A 22,930-nucleotide genomic window follows, 5' to 3' on the forward strand; every position below is an offset into this window, starting at 1 on the left:
TGGAGCCGCCGACGGCTACTTCGCGCTGGCGATGTAGCCGTCGATGACCTTTTCCAGAACGGTGAGCGGGACGCCGCCGGACAGCAGGCCCGTGTCGTGGAACTTGCGAATGTCGAACTTCCGACCGAGCGCCTTGCGGGCCTTGTCGCGCAGGCGGAGCCATTCGATCTTGCCGACCATGTAGCTGCAGGCCTGGCCCGGCCAGACGACGTAGCGTTCGATCTCGGTGATCGCGCTGGCCTCCTGGTCGCCGATGCTGTCGACATAGTATTTGACCGCCTGCTCGCGGCTCCAGCGCTTGTGGTGCATGCCGCTGTCGACCACCAGCCGGACGGCGCGGAACATCGCGTCGTGCAGCATGCCGATCTGGCCCTCGGGATCGCCCTCGTACATGCCCATCTCGACCGCCAGCTGCTCGGCGTAGAGCGCCCAGCCTTCGCTGTAGCCGGAGAAGCCGATCATCTTGCGGATCAGCGGCAGGTCGCCGGCCTCGTTGTTCAGGGCCAGCTGCAAATGGTGGCCCGGAATGGCCTCGTGATAGGTCAGGGTCGACAGGGTGAAGCGCGGCTGTTCGGCGCTGTCCCGCAGGTTGATCCAGTAGATGCCCGGCCGGGACCCGTCGAGGGTCGGCGAGTTGTAGTAGCCGCCCGGCGCGCCGGCCTCGATGGCCTTGGGCACCCGGCGGATTTCCAGCGGGGCCTTGGGCAGCTGGCCGAAGTACTTCGGCAGCTTGGGCATGATCGCCTCGACCTTCTTGTTGAGGTCGGCGATCAGCTGGACCTTGCCCTCGTCGGTGTTGGGATAGTGCTGCTTCGGGTCGGCGTACATCTGACGGAAGCGCTCGCCGACCGTGCCGTTGGTGTAGCCGGCCTTGCGCATCAGCTTGTCGCACTGGGCGCCGAGACTGGCGACCATGTCCAGACCGGTCTGGTGGACCTCGTCCGGCGTGATCTGCGAGGTCGTGTAGTTCTCCAGCGAGGTCAGGTAGTACTCCTCGCCCTTGGGCAGACGCCACACGCCGGCGTCGTGCGAGGCCTTGGGCCGCCAGCTTTCGAGCAGGGCCGCCTGGCGCGCGAGCGCCGGACGGATCTTCTCGGCATAGAGCTTCTCGGCCACGCCCGCGTAGTCGCCGGCGATGCCCTTTTCCTTGGCCCGGCGCGCGACCGAGGTGACCAGCGGCGAAGCGTCCGGGGCGACGCCCAGCATCGCCTTGAACTGGATCAGCGCCTTGTCGATGGTGAAGTCGGCCGGGATCACGCCCAGCGACGCGTCGCGCCGGGCGACCTCGACTTCCTGGTCGAGCAGACGGCCGAAATCCTCGACCCGCGACAGATAGGCGTCCGCGTCGGACTTGGTCTCGATCACATGCTGGCTGTCGAGGAAGTCCGGGACCTGCTGGTAGGAGCCGGTCAGCTGCGAAAGGACATAGGGAGCGCCGCCGTAGGCGCCGTTGTATTCGAAGGAGGCGTTGTAGCGCTCGCCGTTTGTGAGGACGAACTCGACCGTGTCGTAGCTGGCGGCGTCCATGCCGGCGAGCTTGCTGCGGTCGATGGTCTTGAGGGTCTTCAGCGCCTGGGCGCCGTACTCGCCGTTCTCCTTGATGGCGGCGAAGGAGAAGTCCGACAGCTGGGACTTGGTCCAGGCCATGTCGCCGGAGTCGATTCCGAGACTGGTGGCCGCTTCCGGCGAACGGCGCAGCTGGCGGGCGACGATGGCGTCGTAGAGGGCGGTCGCCTTGGCGACTTCGGCCGGATCGCTGCCCGGCGCGATCGCGGCGAACGCGTCCTTCGGGGAAATCGCGGCGGCGACGGCCGCGGCGGCGGCGGCTGAGAAGAGAAGTTCACGACGGCTTTGCACGGAGATATCTCCCAGGCGCTGATCAGATTGCGCAAAGGCGTAGGCCGCCGACGCAGGCTCGGCAACGCGGGCCGCGTTAATTCGGCGTAATGCGACGGTCGCGCAGGCGCTCCCGACCCTTGCGCTCGACCCGGAAGATCGACCAGAACAGACGGCAGTGACCGGAGAGGGCGAAGCGCCGCGATGAGTCCGCAAGACAAGCCCGACAAGGGCTCGATCCTTCTGCTTTCGCAGGGCTTCACCCAATGGCTGGAGTCGACCGGCTGCAGCCTCGCCCTGACGACCTATCAGGCCGGGCGGCTGTTCCTGATCGGCCGGCGGCCGGACGGATCGGTCCGCGCCCACGAGCGGCTGATCGAGCAGTGCCAGGGCTTGTGGACCGACGGCCAGACGATCTGGGCCAGCAGCATGCACGCCCTCTGGCGGTTCGAGAACGAGCTGGCGGCGGGTGAGCATACGCAGAGCGGCGCGGACCGCCGGTTCGTCCCCCGTGAGGGGCGGATCACCGGCCGGATCGACTGCCATGACATCGGCATGACCGAAATCGACGGCCGCCGCACGCCGGTGTTTGTCAACACCCTCTACAACTGCCTGGCGACGCCCAGCGAGACGCACAGCTTCAAGCCCTGGTGGATGCCGCCGTTCATTTCGGCGCTGACGCCGGAGGACCGTTGCCACCTGAACGGCCTGGCGATGGACGGAACCCGCCCGGCCTATGTCAGCGCCGTCAGCCGGTCGGACGTGCTGGACGGCTGGCGCGAGCGGCGGCGCGACGGCGGCGTGATCATCGATATCGCAAGCGGCGAGATCGTCGCGCGGGGCCTGTCCATGCCGCACTCGCCGCGCCTCTACGACGGAAAGCTGTGGGTGCTGAACTCCGGGGAGGGCGAGCTCGGGGTCATTGATCCCAGGACCGGCGACTTCACCGCGGTCGCCTTCTGTCCGGGCTATGCGCGCGGCCTGGCCTTCATCGGCCGCTACGCCGTGATCGGCCTGTCCCGTCCGCGCAAAAACCACACGTTTGAAGGCCTGGCGCTGGATCAGCGGCTCGCGGACAAGGATGCGGTCGCCCGATGCGGGCTGGTCGTTGTCGACATCGATACCGGCCGGACGGTCGAATGGCTGCGTTTCGAGCACACGATCGAGGAGCTCTATGACGTCGCCGTGCTGCCGGGTGTGGTCCAGGCCGAGGCCGTCGGCTTCATGGGAGAAGACATTCAGAGGGCAATCCGGGTCGAGCCCACGCCCGCCGGCTGACGCCTCGGCTCGCCGCGACCGAACGCAGGGAGCCTCCTCAGAGCCGCGACAGTATGCAGCACGTGGCCGAGAGAATGTTGTTCGACGAACGCCGACGGCGCTCTATGCTGTCTCTGCAGTCGTCCCGGTCCGGCGCACTTCCGAGGGGCGCCGATTCCCGAGCAACTTATCTCTGAAGCCGCCCGGCAGGGCGCGGCGCTCATGCTGGACAGGCAAGAGCTTGATCGCACGATCGCGTTGCCGGGGTTTCCAGCCTATCTGCGCAGCGCTGTTGCGATCTGGCGCGCCCGGGACAGCGTCGACCCCGCCCTGTCCAGCTCACTGCGGGATCTCGGTCGCTTCGCCAGCGGGGTCTGGTCCCTGTATCTCGATGCGACGCCCGGAGGCATCACGCTGATCCGACTGGGGGTCCTGCTGGGCGAAGCGGGCATTTCCGGACCGGGCCGAGCGCGGTCGATCCTCATCTTCCTGCGCTTCATCGGCTTCATCGAATCCACGGAGAACGTCGGAGACAAGCGAGCAAAGCGATATCAGGTGACAGACCGCATGATGGCGGCCTTTCATGAACGGTACCGTCGGGAACTGGATGCCGGATCGTCGCTCGATCCGGTCGTGGCGGCCGGACACGAGGCGCTGGATCGCCCGGAATTCTTCAGGGCCCTGGTCGCGGCCATGGGCGAGCTCAGCCTGGCGGCGCTGCAGACCTACGCGCCCCGGGACGCGAGCCTCGACGTCATTTCCCACCAGTACGCCGGCATGACGGTCGTCGGTGAACTGATCGGGTCATGCGACGCGCCGGGAGGCCCGTTTCCACCGGTCGGACCGACCAGCATTTCCATGGCCGGGATCGCGAAGGCGTGCGGGATCTCCCGCACCCAGGTTCGCCGCATCCTCAAGGCCGGGGCGAACGAGGGATTCTTCGAGCTGGCCGGCGAGGGAGAGGTCAATCTGACGCCGTTGCTCGCCGAGCATGTCGAGCTGCTGGTGGCCGGCACCTTCATGATGTTCCGCTGGTGCTGCGAGCAGGCCCTGGCGAAGGCAGGTTCGGTTTGCGTCCCTACGCCGCAGGACGCAGCTGCTGCTTCACCCGCTCCGCCAGCGTCTTGATGTCGAGCGGCTTGGGCAGGAAGGTCACGCCCGTCTCGCCTTCCAGCAGGTCGGAGAACTCCGCCTCCGCATAGCCGCTGATGAACATCACCGGGGCGTCGCCCAGATGGATGCGCGCCTTCTTCAACAGAGTCGGTCCGTCCATGCCCGGCATCATCACATCGCTGATGAGCAGGTCGATCTCGCCGGCGTTCTCCTCGGCCAGGATCAGCGCCTGCTCGCCGTCCGAGGCCTCGATCACCTCGTAGCCGCGCTTGCGCAGCAGGGTGGCGGCGATGCCGCGAACTGCTTCCTCGTCCTCGACGAACAGGATCCGGCCGTTTCCGGACAGGTCCCGGGCCGGACGCGGCCGGGCCATGGTGGCGACAGGAACCGACACTGGCCTCGGGGCGACGGCGCTGGGAATGTGCACCGGCAGGAAGATGCGGAAGGTCGCGCCCTCGCCGGGCTTCGACAGCACCTCGATCCAGCCGTCCGACTGTTTGACGATGCCGAACACCTGGGCGAGGCCAAGGCCGGTCCCCTCGCCCACAGCCTTGGTGGTGAAGAAGGGGTCGAAAATCTTGCCGATGACGGCGTCGGGTATGCCGGGCCCGTCGTCGGCGACCTCGATCATGGCCATGTCGCCCATCGGCGGGCCGCCGTAGCCGAGCGCGGCGGCCTCGGCGTAGGTGACCTTGGCCGTCTTGAGCCAGACCTTACCGCCGCCCTTGGCGCTGATCAGCGCGTCCTGGGCGTTCAGCGTCAGGTTCATCACCGCGATCTCGAGCTGCCCCTTGTCGGCCTTCACCAGCGGCAGATCGCGGCCGTAGTCGGTGTCGAGCCGCACGTTCTCGCGCAGCAGCCGGCGCAGCAGCACCTCGAAGTCGCTGATCATCTCGCCCAGGTCGAGCACTTCGCGCTGGACGGTTTCCTGGCGGGAGTAGGTCTTCAGCTTGCGGACCAGGTCGGCCGCGCGCGCCGATGCGCCCTTGATCGAGGTCAGGCCCTCGTAGCTGGGGTCGCCCAGCGAGTGGCGCTCGAGCAACTCGTCGAGACGAAGCTGGATGGCGGTCAGGAGGTTGTTGAAATCGTGTGCAATGCCCGCAGCCATCTGGCCGATGGCCTGCATCTTCATACTCTGGGCCAGTTGCAGCTCGATCTGCTTCTGTTCGGTGACATCGACCAGATAGGCGACCAGCCGGCCGTCGGTCCGCGCCAGATAGAGGTGCGAGATCTGCATCGGATCATGCGCCAGCCGCACCTCGATCGGCCCGGCGCGGCCTTCACCGGCGCCGAAGCCGGCGTCGATGCGGGAGGCCGGTTCGATCAGGTCGCCGAACGCCATGCCGGCCGCGGCCTTGCCGCCGGTCATCGCGGTCAGGGCGGCGTTGGCCTCGACGATCACCGCGCCGAAGACTTCCGGCCCTTCCAGCATGGCTGCGCCGAAGGGCGACGCGGACGCCAGGGCGTCCAGGGCCGCGGGGCCAGTGGGGGTGATCACAGCCGGCGCCACAGCGACGGCGGGCGCTGCCGCGACCGGCGCGGTGATCCGCAGCGCCTCGCCATTGCCGGCGTCGAGCCTGAGCAGGAAGCGGCCTGCCCCGAGCGGGGCGACAGAGACCGGCCATTCCTCCCGCCCGACCTTGACCGCCGCGCGGCCGATCTCGCCCTTGCGGGCCCTGGCGAGGGCGGCGAACAGTCCCGGGGCGGCATGGCCGTTGCGCGGAAGGCGCTTCAGCGCGCCGAGCGCCGCGCGCCAGGGGGCGTTGGCGGCATGCAGCCGGCCATCGGGGCCGGCGACGGCCGCGGCTTCGCCCAGGGCGTCGATAAAGGTCTCCGCCCCCTCGTCGGCGATCTCGACCGGACGTGTGGAATTGCGGAAGGCGAGCAGGCCGAGAAAGGCGACGCCGGCCAGACCGGACAGCAGCAGGGTGCTGGCGATCACTTCCGAGCCCGCTCGGGCCAGAACCGGCACCGCGGCGAACCCGACGGCGAGCAGGAAGAAGCCGCCCGCCGCGAGGGACAGGGGATCAAATCGCCGCTCATGCGGCACTGACGGCGCAGGCTCGGTCATCAGTCCAGCCGGGGTGGCGGTCGAATCACTCATGGATGTTACTCGCTAAAGCGCCCGGGCGCGTGTGCCGGCGATTTTCGCCTGCCGGCGCTGCGCCGCGCCCATGATGAAGCCGATGACCTTGGCCACCGCCTCGAAGTGCGCGTCGGGAATCTGCTGGTCGACTTCAACGGCGGCGTAGAGGGCGCGCGCCAGCGGCGCGTCCTCGATGACGGGCACGCCGTGCTCTTCGGCGACCGCGCGAATGCGCAGCGCCAGATCGTCCATCCCCTTGGCGACGCACTCCGGCGCGGGCGTAACGCCCTGCTCGTAGCGCAGGGCGACGGCGTAGTGGGTCGGGTTCATCACCACCACCGTGGCCTTGGGAACGTTCTGCATCATCCGGCGACGGGCGCGCTCGGCGCGGATCTGCTTCTGCTTGGCCTTGATGTGCGGGTCGCCGTCGGTCTGCTTGTACTCGTCCTTCAGCTCCTCGCGGCTCATGCGCATCTTGGCCATGAAGCGCTGGCGCTGCCACAGCCAGTCAACGGCGGCGGTGATCGCCAGGAAGGTGATGACCGCATAGAACAGCGCCTTGAGCAGGTCGGCGCTCGCCGGCAGCATCGCTGCGGGATCCATCGCCGCCAGCTGGCCCAGTTCGTCGGCCCGCGGCCGCAGCGCGAACCACGCCACAGCGCCGGTGACGATGATCTTGATCGCCGACTTGAGGAAGTTGACCAGGCCGTCGACGCCGAAAATGCGCTTGAAGCCCTCGCCGGGAGAGACCTTCTTGAGTTCCGGCTTCATCTTTTCGCCGGTCCAGAGCAGGCCGGTCTGGAAGACGTTGCCGGCGAATCCGGCCAGGGCGGCGCCGGCCATCACCGTGATCAGGATGGGCGCCGAGGCCAGGCCGGCCTCGCGGGCGACCAGCATGATCCCGCCGCCGGACACATCGATCGATGCGGGTTGGGAGATGAACGGCAACAGCCGCACCGCCAGGTCCTGCACCAGCCACCCGCCGCCGATCGCCAGCACGCCGAACGCGCCGAGCAGGGACGCGAGCTGCGCGACGTCCTGCGACCGCGCGACATCGCCCTTCCTGCGGGCCTCCTCGAGTTTCCGCGGTGTCGGCTCTTCGGATTTTGATGCGGCTTCGTTGTCTTCGGCCATCTAGCTGAAGACCTGAAGCAGTTCGCGGTAGCGGCTGGACCAGACCATGCCGATAACGCCGAGGCTCAGGGCGAAGACCGAGAGGCCGAACATCACCGACAGGGGCGTGGCGACAAAGAAGATCTGGAACTGCGGCATGATCCGGCCGACCAGGCCCGCCGCGATGTTGAACACGATCGAGAACACGATGACCGGCGCCGCCAGCTGGACGCCCAGGGCGAACGAGCCGGCGACCGTCTGCACGGCCAGGGTCGCGGCGTCGCCGACCATCAGCGGCTGGCCGAACGGAAACAGCCGGTAGGAACTGAACATCGCGCCGAAAAACAGGTGATGCAGGTCGGTGGTCATCACCAGCACCGTCCCGATCAGGGCCAGGAAGGTGGAGATGGTGGTGCTGGGGGCGGCCTGCGCCGGGTTGGCGGTCTGGGCGAAGCCGAGCGTAGTCTGGATCGAGACGATTTCGCCGGCCGTGGTCAGCGACGACAGGAACAGCCGAAGGATCGAGCCCATCATCAGCCCGACCAGGGTCTCGCGGATCAGTTCGCCGGCGCCGGCGCCCATCGTCGCGGGGACGACCACGCCGGTCGCCACGAGCGGCGTCAGCAGCAGGGACATCAGCAGGGCGAACGCCAGCCGGATGCGCGGCGGCACGCTGGCGTCGCCGAGGCCCGGCACCAGCATCACCATCGCGCCGATCCGCGCGAACACGAGGCCGGCGGCGTAGACCTGGGCGGCTGTGGCGTAGCTCTCCACCCGCCTACATCGCCGCGATGCGGGCGGCGATGTGGGTCATGAAGTTGCCCATCAGGGCGCCCATGAGCGGCAGGAAGATCAGCAGGGAGATGAAGATCGCCACGATCTTGGGCGCATAGACCAGGGTCGCTTCCTGGATCTGGGTCAGGGCCTGGAACAGGCCGATGCCGACACCGACGATCAGACCGACGATCAGCACCGGCGCGGACAGCTGAAGCGTCAGCCAGATGGCGTCGCGTCCAACGTCAAGAACCTCTGCGCCGTTCATCTGGGGAGCCTCGTCGGGGAATCTGCAGAACCGGCCGCCACACTGGCCGGTTATGGTTAATGCGGGTTTACGGACGGGTCTCCGCGGGCCAGCCTCGGTGAATGATTTCGCCCGCCCTGCTTGATGTTGTCTGCGATCTGGCGACCGCCCGCGATGCGCCCGGCCGGCCGCCGCTGATCGGGATCTGCGGGCCGCAGGGGTCGGGCAAGACGACGCTCGCGCGCGCGGCCGCCGGACGGCTCGGCGGCGCGGCCTTCTCGCTCGACGACGTCTACCTGACCCGCGCCGATCGTGCCGCGATGGCGCGGGCCGTTCATCCGCTGTTCGCCGTGCGCGGTCCGCCCGGGACCCATGACCTCGACCTCGCCGACTCCGTCGTGGCGGCCCTGCGCGCGGCGGGACCGGAGACGGAAACGCCCCTGCCCGCCTTCGACAAGCTGGCCGACGACAGGCGGCCGACGGTCGACTGGCCGACCTTCCGGGGACGGCCGCGCGCGATCCTGATCGAGGGCTGGTGCCTGGGCGCGACGCGGCAGACGCCGGAGTCCCTCGTTCGGCCGGTCAACGCGCTGGAACGCGAGGACGACCCCGACGCCGTCTGGCGAAGCGTGGCGGACAAGGCCCTGGCCGGACGCTACCAGACCTTCTTTGGCGGCTTCGACGCCATCATCATGCTGGCGGCGCCGTCGTTCGACGCCGTGCTCGACTGGCGCTGCGAGCAGGAAGCCGGACTGCTGGGCCTGGCGCCGGACGCGCTGCCGCCGGCGCGGCGCCTGGAGCTTGCCCGGTTCATCCAGCACTTCGAACGGATCACCCGGCACATGCTGGCCGGGGGCGTGCCCGCGGATATGATCGTGCGACTGGGCCCGGATCGCGGCGTGCTTCGGATCGAATCCTGACGCGAAAAGGGGGCGGCTTTCGCCGCCCCCTTCCCGGGTGTGGATGTCAGGCCGTGTCAGCGGCGGTCGTAGCGGTCATCACGGCGATCATCGCGGCGGTCGTCACGCCGGTCGTCGCGGCGGTCATCCCAACCGTCGCCACCACGGTCGTCGCGGACGTCATGGGCGAAGCGACGCTCCAGACGGTCCAGACGCGTGCTGAGCATGGCGTACTCGCGACGGTCCAGGCCGCGGGTCAGGCGGAAGCGGTGCTCGATCGCGTCCAGTTCGTTCAGCTCGGCGCGCAGGGCGTGGGCTTCATGACGATCGAGCTGGCGCGTGTTGGCGGCGCGATTGATCGCGATGACGAGGCGGCGCTGCTTCAGGTCAAACGCCTGCGAACCGTAGCCGGTGTTGTAGGCGCCGCCACCGCCGTAACCACCGCCGTAGCCGCCCTCATAGCCGGGGGCAGGATGGCGCGGGCCGCCATAGCTCTGCGCCGAGGCGGCGCCGGCGGCGGTGAGGGTCGCGACGGCGACAGCGGCAACGAGGAACTTTTTCATGGTCTTCACTCCTTCAGGAGGTCCCTGTCCCCGGACGATCCGGGGGGAGCGGGACTTGTCGAGGGTGAAGATGACAGGCCGGACCTGAGCCTCGCCTGAGCGCGGCGTTATGCGCCGTTCAGGTTCGCGAGGCCGGTCAGATCGGCATCCGCATGATTTCCTGGTAGGCGGAGATCACCTGGTCGCGCACGGCCATGACGGTCTCGAGGCTGGCCTCGGCCGACGAGATGGCGGTCACGACGTCGATCAGTTCGGCCTTGCCCGCAACCTGGGCGGCCATCTGGGTCTCGGCGTTCTTCGACGCCTTCATGGCGTCGCCCATCACCGACTTGAGCAGGTCGCCGAAGTCCTGACCGCCCGCGGCGGCCGGAGCGGCGCCGCCCAGGGACATGCCGCTGCCGGCGGCGGCGTAGGCCTTCGCGGCGGCCATCGCGGTCATCATGGCTTACGCCCCTATTTCTTGAGCAGATCGAGGGTGCGCATTTCCATCGCGCGCGCCGTCTCGATCACATTGAGGTTGGCTTCGTAGGCCCGCTGGGCGTCCTTCATGTCGAGCGCCTCGATCAGCGGGTCGACGTTGGGCAGCTTCACGTAGCCGAGGGGGTCGGCCGCCGGATGTCCGGGGTCGTAGGTCGTGCGGAAATCGCGGCGGTCAGGCTCGACCCGGCTCATCCGAACGCCCTCGCCGCCGTCGACGGCGCGGGGTTCGAACACCGGCACCTGACGGCGATAGGGGTCGCCGCCGGCCGTGCGCGACGTCGAATTGGCGTTGGCCAGGTTCTCCGCGATGATCCGCATCCGCGCCTGCTGGGCGCGCATCGCGGACGCGGCGACCGACATGGCGGCGTCGGACTGGGATTTGATTTCGGCCATCTAGTCCTCGCTCAGCGGCCCGGCGGACGGGCGGCCATCCGCAGCAGAGTCATGGATTTCTGATAGAATCCGATCGCGGCCTCGTACTCCATCCGCGACTGGTTCATCTTGATCATCTGATCTTCCAGCACGACCGCATTGCCATCGAGCGTGGTCTCGGAATCGGGCCGGGTCGCCGACCGGAAGGCGCCGGCGCCGCCGATCCGGCGCGTCGATCCAGGCATATGGCCGGCCGCAGTCTGCGCCGGCTGGGTCATCGCCATCCCCGCCTGGGACTGAACCTGGGCGGTGAAGGTGAAGGCCTTCAGGTCGCGCGGCGTGTAACCGGGCGTATCGGCGTTGGCCACGTTCTGGGCGATCACACGCTGCCGCTCGCCCAGGTAACCCAGGCGCTGGCGGAGCATGGCGAACAGCGGGATGCCGGAAATGTCCATCATCGATCATGGTGAACAAACAGGGTTAATCGCGCCTTAAGGGTTGCAGCGCAGAGCATGGGGTCAGAGTCCCACCCCTCGCGTTCGAGCCGCCCGCCTCATGGATTTCCTCGAGATCATCCGCATGCTCGCCGCGCTGCTGGTGACGGTGGGACTGATCATGCTCGCCTCCTGGGCCATGCGCCGCTTCGGACCCGAGGCGATGTCGCGCCTGCAGGTCTCGCGCAAGGAACGCCGCCTGACCCTCGTCGAGACCCTGGTGCTGGATCCGGCCCGCCGGATGGTGCTTGTCCGGCTCGACGACGAGGAACGCCTGATCCTGCTCGGCGAAGGCCGCACGCTCGAGATCCTCAAGGCGCCGCCGCGCCGTCGCAAGCCGCCGGAGACCGCCGCCTGATGCGCGCCGCCCTGACCCGCCTGTGGAAAGCCGTCATCGGCGTGAACCGCGAGGACCTGCGCCGCGCGGCCCTGCTGTCGTTCGGCGTGACGGTGGCCAGCATGATCCTGCCGGCCGTCGCCCTGGCCCAGGCGGTGAACATCAATCTCGGCAGCGGCGCCGGGCTGACCGAGCGGGTCGTCCAGCTGATCGGCCTGCTGACGGTGCTGTCGCTGGCCCCGTCGATCGTCATCATGACCACCAGCTTCGTGCGGATCACGGTGGTGCTCAGCCTGCTGCGCACGGCGCTCGGCCTGCAACAGAGCCCGCCCAACGCCGTGCTGATCAGCCTGGCGCTGTTCCTGACCGCCATCGTCATGGGTCCGACCCTGCAGCGCAGCTACGACGAGGGCGTCCGTCCGCTGCTCGACCAGCAGATGGAACTTCCGCAGGCCTTCGAGGCCGCCGGCGACCCGGTGAAGGAATTCATGCTGGCCCAGGTCGACCGGGAGGACCTCAACCTGTTCGTCCGGCTGTCGCGCATCGAAAAGCCGGCCACCGTCGCCGACACCCCGATCCGCGTGGTCACCCCGGCCTTCATGATCAGCGAACTCAAGCGCGCCTTCGAGATCGGCTTCCTGCTGTTCGTGCCCTTCCTGGTCATCGACCTGGTCGTGGCCAGCGTGCTGATGAGCATGGGTATGATGATGCTGCCGCCCGTGGTGGTCAGCCTGCCGTTCAAGCTCATCTTCTTCGTCCTGGTCGACGGCTGGCGGCTCGTGGCGGGCTCGCTGGTAGAGAGCTTCCATCAGGTGCCGGTGACACCGGGGTAGCGGGCGGGGCGATTGAAGGTCGGCTAAGGGTGGGAAGCGGACGCAAGCAAGTGGTTACGGCCGGGCTTTTTTGAGTCAAGAAGAGGCCTTGCGAATCGTGCTGATGCTTCTTGGAATTCCGAGATTTTTCGACATAAGCGAGCATGGAACAGAAACTCGAACCAAGCGAAAAACAACTCGCCAAGCTCATTTCGCTACCCATCGAAACGCCGTTGGCTGTGCTCAATCTTTTCGAGTTTAACGCCGTGGCGAATTATCAGCCCGGCGATCCTGAATATGCAACCAGCGCTGCTGAAATCTCCGGCCAAGAAGCGTTCCAACTATATGGCGAGGTTGCAGGGAAGACCATTGAAGACCTTGGTGGCCGGGTTGTTATGAGTGCGCCTGCCGAGCAGGTCTTGATTGGACATGAAGCAGCAAACTGGCATGCGGCTGCCATTATGTATTTTCCAAGTCGCGGCGCGTTCCTGCGAATGATGTCGGATGCAAACTTTCAGAAAGCATCGCGGCATCGTAGGGCCGCGCTAAGCAATCATTGTATGATTCACTTGAATGGTGAGTCGTTCAAAAGCTAACTTTCCAATAGTTGCCATCGCAACGATGAATCCAACGTCCGCAATGGGTCGGCAGCAGTCTCTTCCCTTGAGCGCTCCGACTACCCCCGCGGCGTCCCCGGCGCCGCCGCCGGCGCAGCCGCCGCCCGCGTCACCGCAGGCCCAACCGGGGCGGGCTTGTCGCGGAAGCGGACCTTCATCTTCGAGACCCAGCCGGCGAAGCCTTCGTTGTCCGCCACGGTGCGGCTGAAGTCGTTGGCCGTCAGGGCGCCGCCGTCGACGCCGGCGAAGGCCACGCGCAGGGCTTCCGGGTTGCGGGCCAGTTCGACATAGCCGGCGAAATGGTCGCGCAGGCGGGTCAGCGAAATATCGTCGCCCGCCAGGCTGAAGGCGACGCCGGCGCGCAGCAGCTTGGCCTCCTCGTCCGGGCGCAGCGGCAGCGGCGATTTCCAGCGCTCGCCGATGGCCCGCTCGAACAGCGACCCGGCGAGCGCCCAGTCGCGGGCCTTCCAGGCGATCTCGGCGCGCACGTCCTGCGCGTCGGGCGAGGTGTCGGGTTCGATAATCTCGGCGGCGGCGTCGAGGCGACCCAGCGCCATCAGCGCCCGGGCGGTGATGATCCGGCGCTCCGCGTTGAGCGCGGCGGGCAGCACCGTGGTGCGTGAGCCGTTGATCGCCGCCATCGCCTGCTCGGGCTTGCGGTCCATCAGATAGATCAGCGCCAGATCGGTGGCGACCTGGGCCTTGGGCACGCCGTCGAGGCGGTTCTCGACCTGGTACTGCAGCAGCCGCGACGCGTCGGTGAGCAGGTCGACGTCCACGAGCCGGCGAACCAGCTTGCGGACCATCAGGTCGCCGTCGGCGCCCGGCGGGGTCAGCTCCTGGAAGTCGTAGAACAGCGCCAGCGACTGGATCGGCTCCAGCCCGTCGGCCATCCCGTCAAGGAACAGGGCGCGGAAGGCGTTGGCCAGGTCGCCCTGCAGCTGGACGGCCTGGGGCAGGTCGGGCAGGCGCGTGCCGGCCGAGCGCAGCGCTTCGAGCGCCTCCCGATAGCGTCCCTGGGCGAGATAAAGCTGGCCCAGCGTGCGGATGGTCTCCAGCTCGGTCGCGTCGCCGCGCCAGCGATAGCGCAGGCCGTCGTATGTGTTGGCGGCCTGGGCGACGGTGATCTGTCCCAGTTCCTGCTTCACCCGCGTGGCGCGCAGCAGCGCCGGGGCGGCCAGCTGGTCCAGCGGCGCGCGCGAAATGGCCAGATAGACGCCCAGCGCGCCCTTCTTGCGGCCCTGAGCCTCGAACAGCCGGGCCTGGATCAGGCGGGCGGCCAGCTGCTCGGCGGCCGGCAGGGTTTCGGCGAGGGCCTCGTTGATCCGGTCCTCGGCGGCGGTCAGATCGCCGAGCTCGAGCGCGGCTTCGGCGTCCGCGCTCAGGAAGCGCGCCTTCCAGATCGGCGAGAACTGGCTGACGGCCATCGCGCCTTCGGCGAACCGCGCCCGGGCGTCGGCCCACTGACCGCCCCGGGCGGCCAGGTATCCGCGCCAGACGGCGGCGGACGGATCGGAGCCGAGGATCGCGACGCCGAAGTCGGATTCGGCCTCCTTGTCGCGGCCGGCCATGGTGCGGGCGATGCCCCGGAGCCCGCGGAACTCGGGCGTGCCCATGATCGCTTCCTGCTGCCGCGCGGTCGCGTTCAGCACGCCGATCGCCTCGTAGCTCAGCTCCGCGCCGACGAGGAAGCGGGCCAGGGCCATGCGGGCCTCGACCGGCGCCGCCGATCCTTGCGCACCCTCGGCGGCGGCCGCGTCGGTGAGGGCGGCGTAGCGGGCCATGAAGCCGCCCGGACCGGTATGGGCCCAGTCATCGTTCATCAGGGCCGGCATGCTGGCGGCCTGGGGCGCGCCGGCGGCGACGTCGACCTTGCGGGCGCCGGCCGACGCCGATGACAGCGCCAGGCCCGCCGGGCGGCCGATCCGCACGAGGTCGCCCTCGGCCACGACCTTCAGGTCGGTGGCGTAGGGCTCGATGGCCAGGCCCTGGAAGGTCGGCAGCAGGGCCATCTCGACATAGTCGCGACGCGAACCCAGGCCCTTGGACGGCGCGAGCGCGGTGACGACCGCGATCCTGTCGCCGACGGCCGGATCATCGAGCCAGACCGAGGCCGTGGCGCCGGCCAGCACGGCGGTCAGCGCCGCCTCAGCGGACTCGTCGTCACGCTCGACAGCGATCTTTCCGGGCTCGGTCTTGGGTCCGGGGCCGAGCACGAGCGTCCAGCTGGAGCCCTCCCCGACGATGGCGATCGGCGTCGTCCGTGGCGTGACGATGCGGACGGCGGAGTAGTCCCGCCCCTTCACCGCCTGCATCGACCGGTATTGCGATACGCCGCGCGGCGCCTTCGATACATCCAGGGTCGCCGCCGTGTCGAAGACGACCCAGACCGCTTCGCCGCGACGGAACACGGCCGCACCGGCGGGGTTGGCCCAGTCGAACCGCAGCCGCACCTGGGCGCCCGTGATATCCGGCGCCATGCGCACGACGCCGCCGGCCGGCATCGGGTTGGGTCGCGGCGCCCGGGGCGCGGGCTCCGGCGCGGGCGCCGCTTCGGCCACCGCCGCGGCCGCCGGTGCGGCCGGGGTCTCGGGCTTTTCGAACAGGTTGACGTAGATCGCGCCGTCCGCCGATCCGACCTTGGCCTCGGCGTCGTCGGTCAGAACCAGATCGATCTCCAGGCCGCCCGGCGTGTGCCGCGCTTCAGCGCCCTTGAGCCATTTCGGCGGGAAAATCCGCAGGGTCGAGATGTCCGGCCGGGCGTCGCGGCTGAACCGCAGCGTCAGCGTCTGGCCGACCCGGCGCGTGGACACCTTCGCCCCGCCGGCCCAGTGAAACTCGATCTTGGTCAGCTTGCCCGACTGGGCGGTGCGCACCTCCAGCGGCGGACGGGCGGCGACCGCCACCGTCGGCAGCACGGCCGGAGCCGAGACCGCGACGATACAGGCCGCAGCGACGCCCGAACGCAGGAGGGAGCGGAGCGACACCTATTTTGTCGCTGGCGTGGCGGCGGGCGCGGCGCCCGTCGCTTTCGGAGGAGTCGCCGCCGGCGCCGCCGCGACGGGAGCGGGCCCCGCCGAGGGCTTCACGGCCGGCTTGACCGGCGTGCGGGCCGGGGTTCTGGCAGGCGTCCGCGCCGGCGCTGCCGTGGCAGGCGCGGCTGCAGCCGGCGGCGTCAGGGCGGCCGTCTGGACCGGCGCGGCCACGGCCGTGCGGGCCGCCGCAAGGCTGGTGCTGGCCTCGAACCGACGGGCGAGACTTTCGGTCATCTTCTTGGCTTCAGCCGGCGTCATCTGCGCCAGGATCGCCGCCAGGGTCCGTTCCTTCATCTTGGCGGCGATCGGCAGACGCACGGAGTCTTCCAGCACCGTCATGCGGGCCGCCGCGTCCTTGGGCTTCATCGCCGAGAACACCGCGACCATCCGGGTCGTCTCGGCCTGCTGCTGGGCGTCAGCCTGGCCGAGCAGGCCCTGGATGTCGCCCTTCAGCGCGTCGAGCGCCTTGACCCGCGCATCCAGCTTGGCTTCGGCAGCCGCCAGAAGTTGCAGCTGAAGGTCGATGTCGCCTTCGCGCTGGTCCAGCTCGCCCCGGCGGACGCCAAGGCTCTGCAGCATGCGCAGTTCGGCGGGCGACAGGTTGGCCTCACGGGCCAGTTCCGCCGCCGTCGGCGCGCAGACCGCAGCCGGCTTGGGGACGGGAGCGGCCGCGACCTTCTCGGCCGGCGTGGCGGGCTCCGCCTTGCCGCCGGCCAGTTCCTCGGCGAAGGCGCGGGCGCCCGTGAACAGCTCCGGCAGGCTCCGCGCGCCGGACAGGGCGTTGATCGCCAGCACCCCGACCACGGCGACGCCCGCCAGCGGCAGGATCCGGGGCATGTTCTTCATCGACGGCCTCCAAGTATGGCGCGGAACCGGCCGCCGTCGGCGTCCGGTTCAAACAGATCATCGTCCACCCGGGCGCGGGACCTGGGCGTCGCGGCCGGTTCGACCCGCACGGGCTCGGGTCGCTCGCGCTCGCGAACGACGTCGGCCGGACGGGCCTCAGTCTGAAGGGTCGAGGTTGAGGAAGCGGAAACGCCACGCTCGAGGCGGGCCGACAGCGCCTTGGCGGCTTCGATCCGGTCGGACAGGGTCTCGGCGGCCTCGTCCGTAGCGGCGCGCAGATCGGCCAGACCCTGCTCGGCGCGGGCCGCGGCGGTGTCGAGATCGGCGACCGCCCGGGCGAAGCTGTCGTGGCTGTCCTTGAGCGCCTTCAGGCGCCGCTCCAGCCGCCAGCCGAACACCAGCGCCGCAAGCAGCAGGCTGGAAAGGATCAGGTTCATGACGATGGCGACGGCGCTCATGTGAGCCTCTTCTGCACGGCCTGTTTGGCGGCCGGGGTCAACGGCGCCTCGCAACGAACGGCGATGTGGTGGTTGCGGCGGCCCATGCGGCCGCGGGTCAGCGGGATCGTGCCGGCGCGCAGCTCGACCAGGCTGTCGGCCGTGGCGTTGAGCATGATCGTGTCGCCGACCTTCAGGTTCAGCACCTTGGAGAGGCTGACCTGCTGCTCGTCCAGGACGGCGCGGACCTCCATCTGGGTGGTCCAGAGCTCGGTCGCCAGGTGGCCTTCCCAGATGTTGTCGCGGCCGAACTTCTCGCCCATGAACTGCTGCAGCAGCATCTTCCGGATCGGCTCGAGCGTGGCGTAGGGCAGCAGCAGCTCGATCCGGCCGCCGCGGTCTTCCATGTCGATCCGCAGCTTGACCAGGATGGCGGCGTTGGCGGGACGGGCGATGGCGGCGAAGCGCGGATTGGTCTCCAGCCGGTCGAGCACGAAGTTGACCGGGGTCAGCGGTTCGAAGGCCGCCTTGGCGTCGGCCAGCACGACCTCGACCATCCGCTGGACCAGAACCCGTTCGATGGTGGTGTAGGGCCGGCCCTCGATGCGCATGGCCGCCGTGCCGCGACGACCGCCCAGCAACACGTCGACGATCGAGTAGATCAGGTTGGAGTCGACCGTCAGCAGGCCGTAGTTGTCCAGTTCCTCGGCGCGGAACACCGACAGGATCGCCGGCAGCGGGATCGAGTTGAGGTAGTCGCCGAACCGGATCGAACTGATGTTGTCGAGGCTGACCTCGACGTTGTCGCTGGTGAAGTTGCGCAGGCTCGTGGTCATCAGCCGGACCAGCCGGTCGAAGACGATCTCGAGCATCGGCAGACGCTCGTAGGACACCAGCGCCGAATTGATGATCGCGCGAATGCCGGTGCGCTCGGCCGCGTCGTCGTCAGTCAGGTCGAAGCCCAGCAGGCTGTCGATCTCGTCCTGGTTCAGGATGCGCTCGGAACCGATCAGCGCGTCATCGGCCCCGGACGGCGCGTCCCAGTCGCCGCCGGGCGCGCCACCGGCGTCCTCGGCAGGGGCGTTCTCCTGGGCCCACTGGGCCATCGCGGCCTGATCTTCGCTTTCGTCAGCCATGCTTGTTGCGTCCACCGGGCCGGAGCCTAGTTGATCAGCATCTCCTCGATCAGGACGGCGTTGACCTTCGCCGGGGCGACGACGAGGTTCACCCGACGCAGGATTTCCATGCGCAGCTGGTAGCTGCCCTGACTGCCCTGCAGATCTTCCGGCCGCAGCTCGCGGAGGAAGGTCTGGAACATGTCCTGGAGCCTGGGCATGTTCGGGTTGAGCACCTCGACGATTTCATGGTCGGGCAGCTCGAACGTCAGCTTCAGCTTCAGGAAGGTCGCGCGACCGTCGGCGGTCTGCATGTTCACGACGATGTCGGGCAGGGTGTAGAACACGACTCCGTCCGGGCCCTCCTTGACGGTGGCCGCGCCGGCTTCCGGCTTGTCGCCGCCGCCGTGGTCGCCCTTGGCCTTCTTCGGCTTCTTGGGCTTTCCCGCCTTCTCGCCGTGAGCGTCCTCGCCATGGGCGCCGGCTTCGGCCGCGGGCTTGGGCTTCAGGAATATGAAGGCCCCCGCTCCGCCGCCGCCAAGCACCAGCACCGCCGCAACGCCGCCGATGATCACCATCTTCATCGGGAGCTTTTTCTTGCCCGGCGCAGCGCCGTCGGCGCCCTCGGCGGCGCCCTCCCCCTCGGCGGGGGCTTCGGCTTCCTTGCCCTTGTCCTTGGCCACGCGCGCGGCTCCTTAGAATCCTCGTCCTCTCCTCAATGGTTCACGTTGGTTAAGGATCGGTTTTGAAGGGCGGCGGAATACGCCCGGCAAGAACCGCCGGTCGGCGCGCGTTAACCATCGGGTACGCTGAAATCATTGATCTTTTGGACTGGCCCGAAGGTTGCAAGGCAGGACACGTCGCGAACCGCGTCGAAATCGCCCAGGGAGACCCGTCATGGACAACGCGATGTACGTCGCCCTGTCACGCCAGATGACCCTTCGGCGCGAGCTGGATATCGTCGCCAACAACATCGCCAACGTGGACACGACCGGGTTCAAGGTTGAGGGCACTATGGTCCGGACCGACCCCTCCACCGGGGCGAAGATGGTCGACGGCCCGGCCAGCCTGAAGTTCGTCATCGACGACGGCGTGACGCGCGATTTCGGGCAGGGAACGCTGCGCCAGACCGGCGGGTCTTTTGACCTCGGCATCGAGGGCCAGGGATTCTTCAAGATCCAGACCGACGCCGGCGAGCGCTACACCCGCGACGGCCGCTTCACCCTGAGCCCCGAAGGCAAGCTGACCACCCAGGGCGGCGACCCGGTACAGGGACAGAGCGGCGAGATCGTCATCAATCCCGAGCTCGGACCGGTGTCCATCGCCGCCGATGGCGCCGTCAGCCAGGGTGTGACCAAGGTCGGCAAGATCGACGTGGTCACCTTCGACGACCTGTCGAGCCTGTCCAAGACCGGCGACAACCAGTTCCGCAACACCTCCAACCTGCAGCCGCAGGTCTCTACGGCCGCCCGGGTCCACCAGGGCATGCTGGAGGGCAGCAACGTCAATTCGATCCTGCAGGTCACGCGCCTGATCGAAATCAGCCGCGCCTACGAAAGTATGGCGCGGACTATCGAAAATTCCGCCGAACTGTCCCGCCGCTCCGTCGAGCGACTGGGCAGGTTGGCCTGAGGGAGTAACGTCTGATGCAGGCTCTTCGCACCGCCGCGACCGGCATGGCCGCCCAGCAGATGAACGTCGAGGTCATCTCGAACAACATCGCCAACATGAACACCGTCGGCTTCAAGCGTCAGCGCGCCGAGTTCCAGGATCTGCTCTACCAGAGCCTCGAACGGGCCGGCGCCCAGTCGTCAGACCAGGGCACGGTCGTGCCGACCGGCGTGCAGATCGGCGGCGGCGTGAAGGCCGGCAGCACCTACCGGATCACCGGCCAGGGCGCGCTGACCAGCACCGAGAACACCTATGACCTGGCCATCCAGGGCCGGGGCTACCTGCAGGTGCTGATGCCCACCGGCGAGACCGCCTTCACCCGCGCCGGCAACCTGTCGCTGAACGACCAGGGCCAGCTGGTGACCGAGGACGGCTACCAGATCCAGCCCTCGATCACGATCCCGGCGGACGCGGTCGACGTGACCATCTCCAAGTCAGGCCAGGTCCAGGTGACCAAGGCCGGCACGGCCGCGCCGGAAGTGGCCGGCCAGCTGGAACTGGCGACCTTCGTCAACGAGGCCGGCCTCGAGGCGATGGGCGACAACCTCTACATGGAAAGCGGCGCATCCGGCCCCGCCGTCACCGGCGCGCCCGGGACGACGGGCTTCGGCCAGCTGCTGCAGGGCTACACCGAAGCCTCGAACGTCGACGCGGTCAGCGAAATCACCGCCCTGATCATCGCCCAGCGCGCCTACGAGATGAACTCCAAGGTCATCACCACCGCCGACGAGATGCTCCAGGCGGCCAACCAGGTGAAGTCATAGGATGCGCCGCGTCCTCCTGACCGCGCTCTGCGCCGCCCTGATGGCGTCTCCGGCGCTGGCGGGCTCCGTCAGCCTGAAGGCCGACGTGGCCGACGGCGACGGCCGCGTAACGCTGGGCGATCTGTTCGACGGCGCCGGCGGCGCCGCCGGCGTGCTGGTGGCGACCCGCACCGGCCCTTCGATCGTGCTCGACGCCGCCGCCGTTCAGGGTCTGGCGCGCCGGTCGGGTCTGGACTGGAGCAATCCGCAGGGCCTGCGCCGCATCGTGGTGCGCGGCGGCGCGGCGGAAGCGGCCTCCAGCCCGGCCCAACGCGGCAATGTCGAGGTGCTGACCTGGACCCGCAGCCTCAACACCGGCGAGCTGATCCAGCCGCAGGACATGACCTGGACCAAGGTCGCCGGCGCGCCGCCTGACGCGCCGCGCGACGCCGACATGGTCATCGGCTTGGCCGCCAAGCGCCCGCTGCGCGAGGGTGCGGTCGTCAGCCAGCGCGACGTCGTGGCCCAGCAGGTGATCAAGCCCGGAGACATGGTCCAGGTGACCTGGTCCGACAACGGCATCAGCCTGACGCTGCAGGCCAAGGCGCTCGGCGCCGCGGCCGTCGGCCAGAGCTTCAGTGTTCAGAATCCCGTCTCGAAGAAAGTCATCGAGGCGGTCGCGACCGCGCCCGGAACCGCCGTCACAGGCCCCGAGGCGCAACGGCTGAAAGCCGCGGGCTCTTCCCAGTACGCCGTCCGCTAGAGGATCAGTTTCATGCGTCTCGCCGCTCTCGCCGCCCTCGCCTTCGCCCCCCTCGCCGCCTGTTCGACCGTGACCGAAGCGGTTCGCGGGCCGGAACTCGCGCCCATCGGCTACCCCTCGGCGCTGGTGCCGCAGGACCAGACCGTCCTGTCCCCCCCGGGCATGCAGCCGCAGCCGGCCAGCGCCAATTCGCTCTGGCGCGCCGGGGCTCGCGCCTTCTTCGTCGACCAGCGCGCGTCCCGCGTCGGCGACATCATGACGGTGCAGATCGACATCGACGATTCCGCCCGCACCCAGAACAACTCCACGACGTCGCGCACGGCCAACCAGACGATGGGCTTCCCGCACCTGTTCGGGCTGGAGAGCTCGCTGGGGAAAATTCTGCCGGGTGGCTTTGATCCGGCCGCCGCGCTTGAAACCGGGTCAACCTCGACCAAGGCCGGCGCCGGCGCGGTCACCCGCTCGGAGAAGATCAGCCTGACCGTCGCGGCCGTCGTCACCGGCGTGCTGCCCAATGGCAACCTGGTGATCCAGGGCACGCAGGAAGTGATGACCAACGGCGAACTGCGCCGCCTGACCGTGTCCGGCATCGTGCGGCCGGAGGATATCTCGGCCGCCAACACCGTCCGCCACACCCAGATTGCTGAGGCCCGCATCGCCTACGGCGGCCGCGGCGACATCAGCCGCGTGCAACGCACGCCGGCCGGTCAGGCGGTCGTGGAGCGGTTCACCCCGTTCTGACGGACCGACGGGGCGGGTTAACACATCTGAACCGGATGCCGAGCCGCGCGTTCTCTCGTTGGGAAGGAGCGTTTCATGCATCGGACAATCGCCCTGTCGACCGTCATGCTGAGCCTGCTCATGGGCAGCTGCGTTTCAGCGCCCGTCGCGCCGGGCTTCGCCTGGAGCTATCAGAACAACGCGGGCGAAGGTCCAAAGCTCGCCTATGGCGCCCCGGCCTCGGACAACATCGTGCTGATGATGACCTGCGAACCGGGCGCGACGTCGGTGGACGTTTCCCTGCTCGGCGGATCACCGCGCGACGGCGTGACCCTCACATCGGGCGAGACGCGCGAGACGCTGCGGGGCGATCTGGTCGCCGCACCTGGCATGGGTCAGATGATCCAGGCCTCCGCCCGCCCCGACTCCGCCCCGCTGGCCCGCTTCGCCCGCACGGGCGACCTGTCGATCACGGACCGTGACAGGACGGTCAATCTGGATGCGTCGCCCCTGGAACGCGCCGGCGTCTCGCGGTTCTTCGAAGCCTGCCGCGCCTAGGTCATTCTCCCGGCTCATCCGTAGCCGTCCCGGGTTCCGTCT

At 68.6% G+C, this 22,930-nt stretch carries 25 protein-coding genes; 11 read left to right on the forward strand and 14 right to left on the reverse strand.

The window, feature by feature from the left end; translation table 11 throughout:
* Positions 1-15: 15 nt before the first annotated feature.
* Positions 16-1,857, reverse strand: coding sequence for a DUF885 domain-containing protein (locus tag AC3WJT_RS16140; protein WP_492344150.1), 1,842 nt, complete (start codon positions 1,855-1,857; stop codon positions 16-18).
* Positions 1,858-2,040: 183 nt separating this feature from the next.
* Between AC3WJT_RS16140 and AC3WJT_RS16145 the strand changes: the two genes are divergently transcribed.
* Both AC3WJT_RS16145 and AC3WJT_RS16150 read left to right on the forward strand, forming a co-directional pair.
* Positions 2,041-3,114, forward strand: a complete 1,074-nt coding sequence (locus AC3WJT_RS16145; RefSeq protein ID WP_492344151.1) for a TIGR03032 family protein — start codon at positions 2,041-2,043, stop codon at positions 3,112-3,114.
* 201 nt (positions 3,115-3,315) lie between these two features.
* Complete coding sequence (locus AC3WJT_RS16150; RefSeq protein ID WP_492344152.1) at positions 3,316-4,221, forward strand: hypothetical protein; 906 nt, start codon at positions 3,316-3,318, stop codon at positions 4,219-4,221.
* On the opposite strand, the gene cckA is transcribed toward AC3WJT_RS16150, so the two are convergent.
* The 4 genes from cckA to fliQ are packed head-to-tail and all read right to left on the reverse strand — an operon-like array spanning position 4,172 to position 8,447.
* The gene (gene cckA / locus AC3WJT_RS16155; protein WP_492344193.1) at positions 4,172-6,277 is read right to left on the reverse strand and encodes a cell cycle histidine kinase CckA; all 2,106 of its coding nucleotides are present in this window, start codon (positions 6,275-6,277) and stop codon (positions 4,172-4,174) included. The two genes, AC3WJT_RS16150 and cckA, sit on opposite strands and share 50 nt — an antisense overlap.
* A 45-nt stretch (positions 6,278-6,322) precedes the next feature.
* The gene (gene flhB, locus AC3WJT_RS16160; RefSeq protein ID WP_492344153.1) at positions 6,323-7,426 is read right to left on the reverse strand and encodes a flagellar biosynthesis protein FlhB; all 1,104 of its coding nucleotides are present in this window, start codon (positions 7,424-7,426) and stop codon (positions 6,323-6,325) included.
* A complete protein-coding gene (fliR, locus tag AC3WJT_RS16165) occupies positions 7,427-8,179 on the reverse strand; it encodes a flagellar biosynthetic protein FliR (RefSeq protein ID WP_492344154.1) in 753 nt (250 codons plus the stop codon).
* Positions 8,180-8,183: 4 nt separating this feature from the next.
* Positions 8,184-8,447, reverse strand: coding sequence for a flagellar biosynthesis protein FliQ (gene fliQ / locus AC3WJT_RS16170; protein WP_492344155.1), 264 nt, complete (start codon positions 8,445-8,447; stop codon positions 8,184-8,186).
* A gap of 101 nt (positions 8,448-8,548) precedes the next feature.
* Here fliQ and AC3WJT_RS16175 point away from each other — a divergent pair, with 101 nt between their 5' ends.
* Entirely contained in the window at positions 8,549-9,346 is a 798-nt protein-coding gene (locus AC3WJT_RS16175) for a kinase (protein ID WP_492344156.1), read from the forward strand.
* Between the two features lie 56 nt (positions 9,347-9,402).
* Here the strand turns inward: AC3WJT_RS16175 and AC3WJT_RS16180 are convergent, their stop codons facing one another.
* The 4 genes from AC3WJT_RS16180 to flgB form a co-directional block, all read right to left on the reverse strand.
* Positions 9,403-9,888, reverse strand: coding sequence for a hypothetical protein (locus AC3WJT_RS16180; protein ID WP_492344157.1), 486 nt, complete (start codon positions 9,886-9,888; stop codon positions 9,403-9,405).
* 136 nt (positions 9,889-10,024) lie between these two features.
* A complete protein-coding gene (gene fliE / locus AC3WJT_RS16185) occupies positions 10,025-10,330 on the reverse strand; it encodes a flagellar hook-basal body complex protein FliE (protein ID WP_492344158.1) in 306 nt (101 codons plus the stop codon).
* Positions 10,331-10,341: 11 nt separating this feature from the next.
* A complete protein-coding gene (flgC, locus tag AC3WJT_RS16190) occupies positions 10,342-10,761 on the reverse strand; it encodes a flagellar basal body rod protein FlgC (RefSeq protein WP_492344159.1) in 420 nt (139 codons plus the stop codon).
* 11 nt (positions 10,762-10,772) lie between these two features.
* Complete coding sequence (gene flgB / locus AC3WJT_RS16195; protein WP_492344194.1) at positions 10,773-11,195, reverse strand: flagellar basal body rod protein FlgB; 423 nt, start codon at positions 11,193-11,195, stop codon at positions 10,773-10,775.
* Between the two features lie 100 nt (positions 11,196-11,295).
* Here flgB and AC3WJT_RS16200 point away from each other — a divergent pair, with 100 nt between their 5' ends.
* The 3 genes from AC3WJT_RS16200 to AC3WJT_RS16210 all read left to right on the forward strand — a co-directional run bounded on the left by AC3WJT_RS16200 (position 11,296) and on the right by AC3WJT_RS16210 (position 12,979).
* Positions 11,296-11,592 carry a flagellar biosynthetic protein FliO gene (locus AC3WJT_RS16200; RefSeq protein ID WP_492344160.1) on the forward strand — a complete coding sequence of 99 codons (297 nt, stop codon included), beginning with the start codon at positions 11,296-11,298 and terminating at the stop codon, positions 11,590-11,592.
* Positions 11,592-12,404 (forward strand): flagellar type III secretion system pore protein FliP, encoded by an 813-nt coding sequence (gene fliP / locus AC3WJT_RS16205; protein ID WP_492344161.1) that lies wholly within the window; start codon positions 11,592-11,594, stop codon positions 12,402-12,404. The genes AC3WJT_RS16200 and fliP overlap by 1 nt, the downstream gene beginning before the upstream one ends.
* Positions 12,405-12,547: 143 nt before the next feature.
* On the forward strand, positions 12,548-12,979 hold the full coding sequence (locus AC3WJT_RS16210; protein WP_492344162.1) for a DUF1330 domain-containing protein: 432 nt from the start codon (positions 12,548-12,550) through the stop codon (positions 12,977-12,979).
* Between the two features lie 80 nt (positions 12,980-13,059).
* Here AC3WJT_RS16210 and AC3WJT_RS16215 read toward each other — a convergent pair whose 3' ends face one another.
* Genes AC3WJT_RS16215 through AC3WJT_RS16235 form a run of 5 tightly spaced genes read right to left on the reverse strand, consistent with a single transcriptional unit; the run spans position 13,060 to position 19,116 of the window.
* Positions 13,060-15,987, reverse strand: a complete 2,928-nt coding sequence (locus AC3WJT_RS16215; protein WP_492344163.1) for a tetratricopeptide repeat protein — start codon at positions 15,985-15,987, stop codon at positions 13,060-13,062.
* Complete coding sequence (locus AC3WJT_RS16220; RefSeq protein ID WP_492344164.1) at positions 15,988-16,881, reverse strand: MotE family protein; 894 nt, start codon at positions 16,879-16,881, stop codon at positions 15,988-15,990.
* Entirely contained in the window at positions 16,878-17,339 is a 462-nt protein-coding gene (locus tag AC3WJT_RS16225; RefSeq protein WP_492344165.1) for a DUF6468 domain-containing protein, read from the reverse strand. The genes AC3WJT_RS16220 and AC3WJT_RS16225 overlap by 4 nt, the downstream gene beginning before the upstream one ends.
* On the reverse strand, positions 17,336-18,454 hold the full coding sequence (fliM, locus tag AC3WJT_RS16230; protein ID WP_492344166.1) for a flagellar motor switch protein FliM: 1,119 nt from the start codon (positions 18,452-18,454) through the stop codon (positions 17,336-17,338). Before fliM ends, AC3WJT_RS16225 begins: the two co-directional genes overlap by 4 nt.
* 26 nt (positions 18,455-18,480) lie before the next feature.
* Positions 18,481-19,116, reverse strand: a complete 636-nt coding sequence (locus tag AC3WJT_RS16235) for a flagellar basal body-associated FliL family protein (RefSeq protein WP_492344167.1) — start codon at positions 19,114-19,116, stop codon at positions 18,481-18,483.
* Between the two features lie 214 nt (positions 19,117-19,330).
* On the opposite strand from AC3WJT_RS16235, the gene flgF reads away from it, so the two are divergent.
* From flgF to AC3WJT_RS16260, 5 genes are all read left to right on the forward strand, one after another.
* Entirely contained in the window at positions 19,331-20,065 is a 735-nt protein-coding gene (flgF, locus tag AC3WJT_RS16240) for a flagellar basal-body rod protein FlgF (RefSeq protein WP_492344168.1), read from the forward strand.
* Between the two features lie 14 nt (positions 20,066-20,079).
* Positions 20,080-20,868 (forward strand): flagellar basal-body rod protein FlgG, encoded by a 789-nt coding sequence (gene flgG, locus AC3WJT_RS16245; protein ID WP_492344169.1) that lies wholly within the window; start codon positions 20,080-20,082, stop codon positions 20,866-20,868.
* Between the two features lies 1 nt (position 20,869).
* Positions 20,870-21,610: a flagellar basal body P-ring formation chaperone FlgA gene (flgA, locus tag AC3WJT_RS16250; RefSeq protein WP_492344170.1), complete on the forward strand. Its 741-nt coding sequence runs from the start codon at positions 20,870-20,872 to the stop codon at positions 21,608-21,610.
* A 12-nt stretch (positions 21,611-21,622) separates the two neighbouring features.
* A complete protein-coding gene (gene flgH / locus AC3WJT_RS16255) occupies positions 21,623-22,351 on the forward strand; it encodes a flagellar basal body L-ring protein FlgH (protein ID WP_492344171.1) in 729 nt (242 codons plus the stop codon).
* 75 nt (positions 22,352-22,426) lie between these two features.
* The gene (locus AC3WJT_RS16260) at positions 22,427-22,888 is read left to right on the forward strand and encodes a hypothetical protein (RefSeq protein WP_492344172.1); all 462 of its coding nucleotides are present in this window, start codon (positions 22,427-22,429) and stop codon (positions 22,886-22,888) included.
* The last annotated feature ends 42 nt before the right edge of the window (positions 22,889-22,930 follow it).

This window comes from Caulobacter sp. FW305-C-30-S16, from assembly GCF_058783025.1.

Bases quoted from the DNA above. Each gene is read 5' to 3' on its own strand.
- flgB (WP_492344194.1), bottom strand. From the start codon at position 11,195: ATGGACATTTCCGGCATCCCGCTGTTCGCCATGCTCCGCCAGCGCCTG.
- fliE (WP_492344158.1), bottom strand. From the start codon at position 10,330: ATGATGACCGCGATGGCCGCCGCGAAGGCCTACGCCGCCGCCGGCAGC.
- flgA (WP_492344170.1), top strand. From the start codon at position 20,870: ATGCGCCGCGTCCTCCTGACCGCGCTCTGCGCCGCCCTGATGGCGTCT.
- AC3WJT_RS16200 (WP_492344160.1), top strand. From the start codon at position 11,296: ATGGATTTCCTCGAGATCATCCGCATGCTCGCCGCGCTGCTGGTGACG.
- fliP (WP_492344161.1), top strand. From the start codon at position 11,592: ATGCGCGCCGCCCTGACCCGCCTGTGGAAAGCCGTCATCGGCGTGAAC.
- AC3WJT_RS16225 (WP_492344165.1), bottom strand. From the start codon at position 17,339: ATGAGCGCCGTCGCCATCGTCATGAACCTGATCCTTTCCAGCCTGCTG.
- AC3WJT_RS16220 (WP_492344164.1), bottom strand. From the start codon at position 16,881: ATGAAGAACATGCCCCGGATCCTGCCGCTGGCGGGCGTCGCCGTGGTC.
- AC3WJT_RS16175 (WP_492344156.1), top strand. From the start codon at position 8,549: ATGATTTCGCCCGCCCTGCTTGATGTTGTCTGCGATCTGGCGACCGCC.
- cckA (WP_492344193.1), bottom strand. From the start codon at position 6,277: ATGACCGAGCCTGCGCCGTCAGTGCCGCATGAGCGGCGATTTGATCCC.
- fliM (WP_492344166.1), bottom strand. From the start codon at position 18,454: ATGGCTGACGAAAGCGAAGATCAGGCCGCGATGGCCCAGTGGGCCCAG.
- AC3WJT_RS16210 (WP_492344162.1), top strand. From the start codon at position 12,548: ATGGAACAGAAACTCGAACCAAGCGAAAAACAACTCGCCAAGCTCATT.
- fliQ (WP_492344155.1), bottom strand. From the start codon at position 8,447: ATGAACGGCGCAGAGGTTCTTGACGTTGGACGCGACGCCATCTGGCTG.
- AC3WJT_RS16180 (WP_492344157.1), bottom strand. From the start codon at position 9,888: ATGAAAAAGTTCCTCGTTGCCGCTGTCGCCGTCGCGACCCTCACCGCC.
- flgH (WP_492344171.1), top strand. From the start codon at position 21,623: ATGCGTCTCGCCGCTCTCGCCGCCCTCGCCTTCGCCCCCCTCGCCGCC.
- AC3WJT_RS16145 (WP_492344151.1), top strand. From the start codon at position 2,041: ATGAGTCCGCAAGACAAGCCCGACAAGGGCTCGATCCTTCTGCTTTCG.
- flhB (WP_492344153.1), bottom strand. From the start codon at position 7,426: ATGGCCGAAGACAACGAAGCCGCATCAAAATCCGAAGAGCCGACACCG.
- AC3WJT_RS16150 (WP_492344152.1), top strand. From the start codon at position 3,316: ATGCTGGACAGGCAAGAGCTTGATCGCACGATCGCGTTGCCGGGGTTT.
- flgC (WP_492344159.1), bottom strand. From the start codon at position 10,761: ATGGCCGAAATCAAATCCCAGTCCGACGCCGCCATGTCGGTCGCCGCG.
- flgF (WP_492344168.1), top strand. From the start codon at position 19,331: ATGGACAACGCGATGTACGTCGCCCTGTCACGCCAGATGACCCTTCGG.
- flgG (WP_492344169.1), top strand. From the start codon at position 20,080: ATGCAGGCTCTTCGCACCGCCGCGACCGGCATGGCCGCCCAGCAGATG.
- AC3WJT_RS16260 (WP_492344172.1), top strand. From the start codon at position 22,427: ATGCATCGGACAATCGCCCTGTCGACCGTCATGCTGAGCCTGCTCATG.